At 68.0% G+C, this 10771-nt stretch carries 9 protein-coding genes and 1 other RNA gene; 7 read left to right on the top strand and 3 right to left on the bottom strand.

The annotated features are described in order from the left end of the window. From glgB to FHT09_RS15865, 7 genes are all read left to right on the top strand, one after another. Entirely contained in the window at positions 1–2184 is a 2184-nt protein-coding gene (gene glgB, locus FHT09_RS15895; protein ID WP_104606698.1) for a 1,4-alpha-glucan branching protein GlgB, read from the top strand. Between the two features lie 388 nt (positions 2185–2572). Then, entirely contained in the window at positions 2573–2872 is a 300-nt protein-coding gene (locus FHT09_RS15890) for a hypothetical protein (protein ID WP_104606648.1), read from the top strand. Then, positions 2862–3134, top strand: coding sequence for a hypothetical protein (locus FHT09_RS15885; protein WP_104538984.1), 273 nt, complete (start codon positions 2862–2864; stop codon positions 3132–3134). The genes FHT09_RS15890 and FHT09_RS15885 overlap by 11 nt, the downstream gene beginning before the upstream one ends. Continuing rightward, the gene (locus FHT09_RS15880) at positions 3131–4696 is read left to right on the top strand and encodes a PepSY-associated TM helix domain-containing protein (protein WP_104606649.1); all 1566 of its coding nucleotides are present in this window, start codon (positions 3131–3133) and stop codon (positions 4694–4696) included. The genes FHT09_RS15885 and FHT09_RS15880 overlap by 4 nt, the downstream gene beginning before the upstream one ends. Positions 4697–4852: 156 nt before the next feature. Continuing rightward, positions 4853–5320: a metallophosphoesterase family protein gene (locus FHT09_RS15875; protein WP_104606650.1), complete on the top strand. Its 468-nt coding sequence runs from the start codon at positions 4853–4855 to the stop codon at positions 5318–5320. A gap of 86 nt (positions 5321–5406) precedes the next feature. Continuing rightward, positions 5407–5482: non-coding RNA, sX9 sRNA (locus FHT09_RS15870), on the top strand. A 251-nt stretch (positions 5483–5733) separates the two neighbouring features. Beyond that, a complete protein-coding gene (locus tag FHT09_RS15865; protein ID WP_104606651.1) occupies positions 5734–6882 on the top strand; it encodes an aldo/keto reductase in 1149 nt (382 codons plus the stop codon). Between the two features lie 81 nt (positions 6883–6963). Here FHT09_RS15865 and FHT09_RS15860 read toward each other — a convergent pair whose 3' ends face one another. The 3 genes from FHT09_RS15860 to FHT09_RS15850 form a co-directional block, all read right to left on the bottom strand. After that, on the bottom strand, positions 6964–7917 hold the full coding sequence (locus FHT09_RS15860; RefSeq protein WP_181141365.1) for a rhamnogalacturonan acetylesterase: 954 nt from the start codon (positions 7915–7917) through the stop codon (positions 6964–6966). Between the two features lie 163 nt (positions 7918–8080). Beyond that, the gene (locus FHT09_RS15855) at positions 8081–9703 is read right to left on the bottom strand and encodes a carboxylesterase family protein (protein WP_104606652.1); all 1623 of its coding nucleotides are present in this window, start codon (positions 9701–9703) and stop codon (positions 8081–8083) included. Then, on the bottom strand, positions 9700–10767 hold the full coding sequence (locus FHT09_RS15850) for an alpha/beta hydrolase (protein ID WP_104606653.1): 1068 nt from the start codon (positions 10765–10767) through the stop codon (positions 9700–9702). The genes FHT09_RS15855 and FHT09_RS15850 overlap by 4 nt, the downstream gene beginning before the upstream one ends. Positions 10768–10771 lie beyond the last annotated feature (4 nt).

Below are 10771 nucleotides of genomic sequence, written 5' to 3'. Positions count from 1 at the left end.
ATGACAGCAGTGACCAATCGATGGGATCCCGGCGCGGCCCGCGCCCTGGCCGAGGCACGCCATGGCGACGCATTCGCCATCCTGGGCGCGCACCCGACCGACAGCGGTCGGGTGCTGCGCACCTATCAACCGGGCGCCGCGTACGTCAATGCCGTGCTCGACGACAGCCAGGTCATCGCACTGGAGGCGGGCCCGGAACCGGGCCTGTTCGCCGGCGCGTTGCCGGCGCAAGGCGGCTACCGTCTGCGCATCGGCTGGCCAGGCGGCGAGCAGGACACCGCCGACCCGTATGCGTTCGGCCCGCAGCTCAGCGACTTCGACCTGCACCTGATCAGCGAAGGCCATCACCTGCAGTTGGCCGATGCGCTCGGCGCCAACGCGATCGAAGTCGATGGCGTGCGCGGCACGCGCTTTGCGGTGTGGGCGCCCAATGCCACGCGCGTGGCGGTGGTGGGCGATTTCAACAGTTGGGACGCGCGTCGGCATCCGATGCGGCTGCGGCACCAGTCCGGCGTGTGGGAGCTGTTCGTGCCCGACGTCGGCCCGGGGGCGCATTACAAGTACCAGCTACGCGGCCCGCAGGGGAACGAGTTGCCGGCCAAGGCCGACCCGGTGGCGCGGCGTGCCGAGCTGGCGCCGGGCACTGCCTCGATCGTGGCCGACCCCACCCCGCATCAGTGGAGCGATGACGGCTGGATGGCCACGCGCGCGCGCCGTCAGGCGCACGACGCACCGATGAGCATCTACGAGATCCACGCCGGTTCCTGGCTGCGCGAAGAAGGCGTGGACCTGGACTGGGATGGTCTGGCCGACCGCCTGATTCCCTACGTGGCCGATATGGGCTTCACCCACGTCGAGCTGATGCCGGTGACCGAGCATCCGTTCGGCGGCTCGTGGGGGTATCAGCCGCTGGGCCTGTTCGCGCCGACCGCGCGCTTCGGCTCGCCGGATGGCTTTGCCCACTTCGTCGATCGCTGCCACCGCGAAGGCATCGGCGTGATCGTCGACTGGGTGCCGGCGCATTTCCCCACCGACGCCCACGGCCTGGCGCATTTCGACGGCACCGCGCTGTACGAACATGCCGACCCGCGCGAAGGCTTCCACCGCGACTGGAATACGCTGATCTACAACCACGGGCGGCGCGAGGTGTCCGGGTTCCTGATCGCCAGTGCGCTGGAGTTCCTGCAGCGCTTCCACGTCGACGGCCTGCGCGTGGATGCGGTGGCCTCGATGCTGTACCGCGACTACAGCCGCAATGCCGGCGAGTGGGTGCCCAATATCCATGGCGGGCGCGAGAACTACGAGACCATCGCCTTCCTGCGCCGGCTCAACGAGGTGGTGCGCGAGCACACGCCGGGTGCGGTGATGATTGCCGAGGAATCCACCGCGTTCCCCGGCGTCACCGCCGACGTGGCGCACGGCGGCCTGGGCTTCCACTACAAGTGGAACATGGGCTGGATGCACGACACCCTGCATTACGCGGCGCTGGATCCGATCTACCGCCGGTACCACCATGGCGAGCTGACCTTCAGCATGGTCTACGCGTATTCGGAGCGCTTCGTGCTGCCGATCTCGCACGACGAAGTGGTGCACGGCAAGGGTTCGTTGCTCGGCCGCATGCCGGGCGACGACTGGCAGCGCTTTGCCAACCTGCGCGCCTACCTGGGCTACATGTTCACCCACCCGGGGCGCAAGTTGCTGTTCATGGGCTGCGAGTTCGGCCAGCCCACCGAGTGGAACCACGACGGCGGCATCCCCTGGCACCTGCTCGACGACCCGCGCCATCGCGGCGTGCAGACCCTGGTGCGCGACCTGAATCGGCTGTATGTCGAGTCCCCCGCGCTGCACGCGCAGGACGACGACCCGGCCGGGTTTGCCTGGGTGGTCGGCGATGACGCGGCCAATAGCGTGGTCGCGTTCCTGCGCAAGGGCAAACGCGGCGATGCGCCGGTGCTGGTGGTGATCAACTTCACCCCGATCGTGCAGCATGGCTACCGCATCGGCGTGCCGCAAGGCGGCCAGTGGCGCGAGGTGTTCAATAGCGATGCCGGCATCTATGGCGGTGCGAATCTGGGCAATGGCGGTGTGGTGAGCGCCGAGCAGCAGTGCATGCACGGCCACGCGCACTCCCTGCCGCTGCTGTTGCCGCCGTTGGGCGTCATCGTGCTGACGCCGCAGGGCTGATGCAGCGCACACAGCGCCGGACCGCTGGTCCGGCGCTGTGGCACCTGTTAGATTGCGCGCCGTAGAGCGGCCAACACTTCGCTGCAAGCGCCCACCGGGCTTCGCAACAGGGGTGTTAGCCGCTACGTAGGCAGCCCGGGGAGGGCTGCCGGGCACAGCCGCCGCCATGCCTTCCGTCGACCGTGTGTACGGGAGTGTTGTGCGTGGGCGTCTTGATGGCGGTGACTTCTTCGATGGTTGAGCCGTTTACCCATGTTGTGCGCATTGCTGGATGCGCGCATGCACTGGTGCGGGTTGCACGTTCGCTGTGTGTCGGCGTGCGGCATGGCGACATGTGGCCGGTGCAGCTCGGTGTGTTGCCGTTCTCCGCTTCGGCGCAGGCGCAGGCATGAGCGGTTTGATGACATGGTGTTATCTGCTCACCGCTGCGGCGTCGGCGCTGGCGTTCTACCTGGCAACACGGCATCAACGCCTGTGGCCGCAGCGCCGGCTGTCGGCGCGCGCGTTACGCATCGGCGCCAGCGCATCGCTGCTGCTGTCGCTGGGCTGCGCGATGCAGGCCTTGGGCACCTGGGCCGGCATCTTCGCCGCAGTCACGGCGCTGATGCTGGTGGCGGTGGCGCTGCCGTATCTGGATGCCTGGCAGCAGACGCGTGCGCAACGCAGGCAGGTGCGCAATGTGGGCTAGATGGCTGGCCGCGGTGGTACTGGGCCTGCCGCTGGCAGTCGGCGTGGTGGGCCTGTGCGCCCTGTTGCTGCCGGGGCCGCAGCAGAGCTACACGCTGGCATGGTTGCTGCTGATGTTTCCGGCATGGGTGGGTGCGATGGCACTGCCGTTCGCGTTCCGTAGCGCAGCGCGCGCCTGGGTCGTGCTCGGCGGGTTGACGCTGCTGTGCTACCTGGCGCTTGCGGGCATCAAGGCACTGGGCTGGACGGAGCTGGGTGCATGAAAGCATCGACCTTGCGCGCGTTTCTGTCGGTCCACAGCTGGATGGGTCTGTTGGCGGGCATGGCCTTGTTCATCGCCTTCTATGCCGGCGCCATCACCGTGTTCACGCACGAATTGAGCGGCTGGCAGGCCACGCCGTCTGTCACACAGCCTGCGCCGGCAGATCCCGTCGCCGCCACGCAGACCCTGCTGGATGCGGTGATCGCACGGCATCCGCAGGTGGCCGAATCCTTCCTGGTGCTGCTGCCCAGCGAGCACGGGCCGACTCCGCGGCTGTACTGGTATGGGCCGCAGGCCGAGGCCAGTGGCGGCATGCGGCAGTACCAACAGGCCGCCGATGGCCGCCTGCTGGAACTGCCGCAGCGCGTGGGCTTTGCCGACTTCCTCTACGACCTGCATTTCACCGCCGGCCTGCCGCGCGCGTTCGGCACCTATCTGTTCGGCGTGGTGAGCGTGCTGTACGGGTTGGCGCTGCTCAGTGGGGTGGTGTTGTACGCGCCGGTGTTCTTCAAGGACCTGTTCGCGCTGCGGCCGGGCCATAACCTCAAGCGGCTGTGGCAGGACGCCCACAACGTGGTCGGCATGTTGTCGCTGCCGTTCCATGTGCTCTTTGCCTGGTCCGGCGCGGTGTTGTGCCTCGGGGTGCTGCTGCTGGCGCCGTTCCAGTTTCTGGTGTTCGACGGCAAATTGATGAAGATCCTCGCAGCGGAGTTCGAACTCACCCCCCATGTGCAAGCGGCCAGGCGTGCGGCACCGGTGTTGCCGCTGGCGGTGCTACTGGACAAGGCGCGCGCGGCCAGCTCGGGCTTTGTACCGGAGAGCATCGGGTTTCACGATGCAGGCGATGCCAATGCACGCGCGGAAGTGTATGGCCATCACGATCAGCGCCGCCTCAACACGCTCGGTGGCGTGGCATTGGACGCGGCAACCGGCCAGGTCCTGCGCGTGCTCGAACCACGGACGATGTCGGCAGGCACGGCTGCCTTGCGCGGGCTGCAAGGGCTGCACTTCGGCAACTTCGGGCATGCGCCGGTGCAGTGGTTGTATTTCCTGCTCGGGTTGGGCGGTGCGTTCCTGTTCTACAGCGGCAACCTGTTGTGGATCGAGACACGCCGCAAGCGTCGGTTGGTGGATCAACCGCGGCGCACCCACGCGATGGCGCGCCTGACCATCGGCGTCTGCCTGGGCAGCGTCGCCGGCATCTCGGCCTTGTTCATCGCCGCACGCTTGCTTGCGCAAGGACAGGAGCGTTATGTCTATTACGCGGTCTTTGCGGCCGTGCTGGTGTGGGCGCTGGTCCGCCCTACCGCACGTGGTGCGTACGAGGTCTTGCTGGCCTGCGCTGGATTGACCGCGCTGATTCCGCTGGCCAGCTGTGTTTCGGCACGTGGCGTTGTACTGCCATGGCAGGACGCGACGGTGCTGGTCGTGGACCTGATCGCCTTGGTGTTGGCATGGGCGTACTGGCAACTGGCGCGTGCGAGCAGGCGGCGCGGGCTGCAGGGCGACCCCAACAGTGTCTGGGCGTGGAAGCGCGCGCAACGCGCTGAGTCGACGCACTGACGCGATTGATGCCTGGCACGCCACGGTGTGCCGGACAACACCTGCGGCGTCGCGCTTGGTCGCTGGCCATGCTGCTGGCCCAACAACCTGGCCCGTTGACGCAACGGCCTCACCCGGCAGTGCATCCTGATCGCCCGCCACCTTCACCCACACCCGATGACGGCTGCCGCCTTACGCATTGGCCTGATCTCCGACACGCATGGCCTGCTGCGGCCCGAGGCGGTGGCTGCATTGCAGGGCTGCGCGGCGATCATCCATGCCGGCGATGTGGGCAAGCCGGAGATCCTCACTGCGCTGCAGGCGCTGGCACCGCTGCATGCGATCGCCGGCAACATCGATAACACGCCGTGGGCAGCGCAGCTTCCGCAAACGCTGGATCTGCTGGTCGCGGGCGTGCGGATTCATGTGCTGCACGATCTGAAAGCGCTGGCGGCGGGTGTTGCTGCAGATGTGATCATCAGCGGGCATTCGCACAAGCCATCGATACACACGCGCGACGACGTGCTGTACATCAATCCGGGCAGCGCCGGCCCCCGTCGCTTCAGCCTGCCGATCAGCGTGGGCACGCTGTGGCTGGGCGGTGGCCCGCCGCGTGCGCAGCTGCAGCTGCTAGAAATACGCTGATGCAAGTTGGATCCGTGCAACGGAGATTTGCGCCGGGATCTAGAGCGGCTAGCAAAACGACTGCACCGCCGCTGCTCGGAAGCGGCATGTGCCACGCGTACACTGCAGTTCTGAGTGCGCGCCAGAACCCACCTCACCACCGCTTGCGATGTCGTGTCAGCTGCTCTTGGACAATGCCGAGCGATGAGGTGCATCGGCCCGACACACAGGCCACTTCAGCATGCCCTGAGCATGCGGTGCATGCGATGACCGCCAGCAGCGACCGCTGACAACCCGCGCTGACGTGCCTGCTTGTGCAAACCTGCACGCGAGCCGTTCGTTGCCTGCATGTGTAGGCCCCCGGCCCCTGCGCTGACCTTGTCTGCACGCAGGCGGGACCATCCTTGTGCATCGCGTCGTTGCAAGGATTTCTCATGAATACCCGTCGCCAGTTCCTCTCCGCCGCTGCTGTCGGCACCGCCGCATTGGCCGCCGCCCCGTTGTTGGCGCAAACCTCCGCACCCGGCAGCGTGATGCCCACGCGCGGCAAGGCCGCCGCATCCGCGTTGCCGACCAATCCCGCAAGCAAGGGCGCACGCTATCGGCCTTCAAGTCGACTGGGTTTTGGTGGCGTGGCAATCGGCAATGGCTTTGCGCCAACCAGCGATGCGCAAAGCGAAGCGACCCTGGCTGCGGCATGGGAGTCGGGCGTGCGTTACTTCGATACCTCGCCGTGGTACGGCCTGGGCCTGTCTGAGCGCCGTACCGGGCACCACCTGCACAATCACGCTGCAGACGACTATGTGCTGTCGACCAAGGTCGGGCGCCTGCTCACCGCCACCAGCAAACCGCCGAAGACGATGTGGCAGCAGCCGTCGCCCTTCGACTATCGCTACGACTACAGCGCCTCCGGGGTGCGTCGCTCGATCGAAGACAGCCTGCAACGGCTGGGCGTGTCGCAGATCGATATCGCCTACATCCACGACCTGTCGCCGGAGAACGAGAAAGACCTCGGCATGCCATGGGAACAGCGTTTTGCCGAAGCGGTGAAAGGCGCGATGCCCGAGCTGACCAAGATGCGCAAGGAGGGCCTGATCAAGGCCTGGGGCTTTGGCGTCAATCGCCCCGAGCCGGCCCTGCGTGCGATCGAGGAGGCCGACCCGGACATCTTCCTGCTGGCCTGCCAGTATTCGTTGCTCGACCACGCGCGCGCGTTGCACGACACCTTCCCGAAGATCGCAAAGCATGGCGCGTCGGTGGTGGTCGGCGCGCCGCTATTGGCGGGCTATCTGGCCGGGCGCGAGCGTTATCTCTACGACGGCACCGTACCGGAATGGGCGCCGGCCATGCGCCAGAAGGCGCTGGCCATCTGCGAGCGCCACGGCGTGGATCTGCGCACGGTGTCGCTGCAGTTTGCCGCTGCACCCAAGGTGGTGTCGGCGGTGATTCCGGGCGCGCGCACGGCCGAGCAGGCGCATGCGAATGCGGCCTCGATGCGGGTGGCGATTCCGGCAGCGGTGTGGGAAGAGCTCAAGCGCGACCAGGTGATCGAAGCGGACGCACCGGTGCCTGTTCTGGGCTGAGGCTCACGCGTGGTGAGGGTGCCATCGCAAACGCCTGCGCTTGCGATGCATCACGTCGCGCACCACGCACCACGTCACCCATCACGGAAACAGCAGCGGCCGCAACGCAGGCACCTGCCTGGCCAGTTCGTCGGCGACAATCGCCGCGAACAGATCGGCGCCGTCGGCACCCAGATGGGTGTAATCGAATGCCAGCTTGGCCTGGCCCATCGGCTCGGCGCTGGCGTTGTCCTGTGCACGCGCAGCGGCAACGGCAGGGATGGCTGGTGTCGATGTGGTTTGCGCCGGTGTCTTGCCGATGGTGGTACCTGATTGCGCGGCAAGCACCTGCTCCGGATCGGCCGGCCGCTGCGCCAGGCGCATTGCCAGCACCGGGCCCATGCCTTGCACCAGGGCGCGGCTGCGCGCATGCAGGTCGATCAACGGCACCTGCAGTTCCTGCGCGAGTTTGCGCGTGGCCTCGGCCCAGGGCGCCAGATCGTCCAGCAACTGGCCGCGCGCGAACTGCCGCCGCGTCAACGGTGTGACCAGTACTGGAATCGCACCGGCAGCACGCGCCTCGGCCACATAGCGGCGCAGGTTGGCGGGGAACTCGGTCGCCAGGTCGGTGGAGCGCCCAGGCTTGCCCGGTTGATCGTTGTGGCCGAACTGGATCAGCACGTACACCTGGCGATACCCGCCGCTGCGCAGCTCGTGCAGCGCGATCTCCCACGAACCTTCGGCACGGTAGTTGGACGTGCTGCGGCCGCCGCGCGCCAGATTGAGGCAGCTCAGAAACGAGGTCACATGCTGCGCGCAAAAGCTCGGCCCCCAGCCGCCCTGCACGGCGGTGGTGGAGTCGCCGACCAGGACGATCTTGCTGGCGGCAAGCGAAGCCGCAGCGGCCGGCGCGGCGGGCGCAGAGACGTTGGCGGTCGATGCCCCGGACCCGAGCGGCGTGTCGACCCGCGCGGCAGCGGCAGCATCGGCAAAGGGCAGGCAGGCAGCGGCCAGCGCTGTCAGCAGCATCGGTGCAACAACACAGTCCTTACGCATGCATCACCTCGAAAACGACTGAAACACTGCTGCGCGCTCGCCGGATGGGGGCGGCCAGCGCTGCGGAATTGGCGTGTCCTGCGCAGACCTCCCGGTCTGGGACGTTCGTACAGGTGTGGCGACCGCAGGCCACGTGCTGATCGCCCCGCCGCAACGAAAGCGCTCAGAACGTACCGCGTTGGACGAAGGGCGCCTGCTGGTAGAGCCGCCGTTCGCCGCCGCGCGGGTCGTTGGCCATCCGGCTCGGCACATCGAACAGCAACGTGTCGCGGTGCTGCAGCGAGTACTGGCGCCAGCGCGGCAGGCCGCGATGATTCGGGTCGCCATGGCGTGCGAAGGCGAGCAGCGCCTCGCTCATCTGCTCGGCCATGCGCTGCGCAGCGGCGCCGTCGCCGGTGCGCGAGCCGGGCTGCGCAATGGTGTCGAAGACCAGCGGGATATCCAGCGTGTGGAAGGCGCCGAACTTGCCGCCCTCCAGCGGCGAGCCCCAGTCCAGCTGACACACCCAGGTCGGTGCGCCCTGGCGTGCGCGCGCTTCGGCCTCCTCGACCGCACCGCGCCACGAGCGGCCCGCCGTGGTGGCGGCAAAGAACACGTCCGAAGGCGAGTAGTGCGGATACAGCCGGCGATATTCGGCAATCACCACCTGCGGCAGCAGGTCGACGTACTGCTGGCTTTCCAGCCTGGCCGGCAGCTCGTCCCAGCTCAATGTGAAGTTCTTCGCGTCGTTGCCGAGAAACGCGCGGGTCTCGTCGCGGGTGTTGCCGATCACCAGCGGAATCCTGGCCGATTGCAGTGGTGCGGTCGGCCAGAACGGATGCACCGGCACATTGCGTGCATCCAGTACCGGGCCGAAGTACAGCGCGCTGTTTTCCACCCGCGAGGGGTCGCGCAGCTGCGCGGCAGCCAGCAGCTGCGCAACCGGCAGCGTGCGGATGCGCGCAAGCGCGCCAGGCGCAAGTTTCAATGCATCCAGCAGCAACTGCGCACGCTGCGTGGCCGCACGCGGGCCGGCCACGGTGACCTGCTGCCCGCTCATGGTCCAGGCGCGGTGGAACAGGCCGCGTGCGGCCGGCATCGCCATCAGGGTGGCGATCTTGGCGCCGCCACCGGACTGGCCGAACACGGTGACATTGCCGGCGTCGCCGCCGAACTCGCCGGCGTGCTGGCGCACCCACTGCAGTGCCTGGATCAGGTCCAGCTGCCCGGCATTGCCGGAGTCGGCAAAGCCGGCATCGCCCAGCTGCGCCAGCGACAGGTAGCCAAACAGGTTGAGCCGGTGATTGACGGTGATCACCACCACATCGCCGCGTTTGCACAGGCGCACGCCGTCGTACAGCGGGTCGCTGCCGGAGCCGGTGGTGTAGCCGCCGCCGTGGATGTAGAACAGGATCGGGCGCTTGCCGCCATCGCGCAGGCCCGGCGTCCATACGTTGAGGAACAGGCAGTCCTCGCTGGTGGGCTCGCTGGCCTTGAGCTGCGGCGCCGCCGCAGCATAGGCGCTGGCCTCGCGCACGTGCTGCCACGGGCTTTCCGGCAGCGCTGCCTGGAAGCGCCGCGTGGCAGTGTCGCCGCCATAGGGGATGCCCTTGAACACGCAGATGCCCTGGTCGCGATAACCGCGCAAGGCGCCGCCACGCACGCGCGCCAGCGGCGCGCTGTCGTCGCGTGGCGGCGGGGGTGCGGCGGCGCCAGCAAAGCCGGGGAGTGCTGCCGCGGCAGTGACAAGCAGGCCGCCACGCAGCAGCGTACGTCGGCGCGCGTCGGGCGTGGACGGCGCTGTCATCGCGCCGTGTCCTGCGCCGGTCCCGATGCAGGTGCCGGCGGCTGCGCCTTGGCGACATGCGCGATCCAGGCCTGCGCCAGCTGCGGCCAGGCGGCCACGGTCAGGCCGCTGCCGCTGGCGGTGCCGAAGCCATGGCCGCCCTGCGGGAAGACGTGCAGCTCGCTCGGCACACCGGCGCGCAGCAGCGCGTCGTGCATCAGCAGGCTGTTGCGCACCGATACCACGGTGTCGTCCTGCGCATGCAGCAGAAAGCTGGGCGGGGTGCGTGCATCCACATGCAGTTGCGGCGAATACGCGCGCACCTGCGCATCGCTGGGACTGCTGCCGAGCAGGCGCTCGCGCGAGCCGGGGTGCGCGTTGGCGCTGTCCATGTCGATGACCGGGTAGATCAGCAGCGCAAAATCCGGCCGCGCGCTCAGTGCATCGGCCGCATCCACCTTGGGGTAGACCTGCGCGGCGTAGCGGGTGCCCAGGCTGGCGGCGACATGGCCGCCGGCCGAGAAGCCCATCACCCCGACCCGCTGGCGGTCGATGCCGTAGCGGGCGGCGTTGGCGCGGATCAGCCGCAGCGCGCGCTGTGCATCGGCCAGCGGCACGTCGGCGCCGTTCGGATGCCCTTCGTCAGGCAAGCGGTAGCGCAGCACGAACAGGGTGATGCCGGCCTGGTCGACGAAGCTCGGCACCAATGCGCTGCCCTCGTTGTCGAGCACGATGCGCTGGTAGCCGCCGCCGGGAGTGACCAACAGCGCGGTGCCGTTCGGCCGCCTGGGCCGGTAGACCACCAGGTAAGGCGTGCTGATCTGCTGGATGTAGCGATCGGGCAGGGCAGGGTCGCTGCTGCGTTGGACGATGCGCTGTGGCTCTTTGAGCGCCTTGTCTCCCGGTGCAACTCCCTTGGGCCACAGCGGGATCCGGCTGGCCTGCTCGGCAGCGGTATCGGCGCCGGGCACTTCGGCGGCCAGTGCCGGCCCGGCCAGCAGCGATCCCATCACCACCACCGTCATGCACCGGCGCATGACCTTCGAGAACGCGGCAAGAGCGCGCATCTGGCTTGTCTGTTCCATCCAC

Origin of the sequence: Xanthomonas sp. CFBP 8152 (genome assembly GCF_014199025.1) — a bacterium.
GTDB classification, from domain to species: domain Bacteria; phylum Pseudomonadota; class Gammaproteobacteria; order Xanthomonadales; family Xanthomonadaceae; genus Xanthomonas; species Xanthomonas arboricola_B.
Note: the sequence above shows the minus strand (reverse complement) of the source record. Positions and strands in the feature narration are given on the sequence as shown.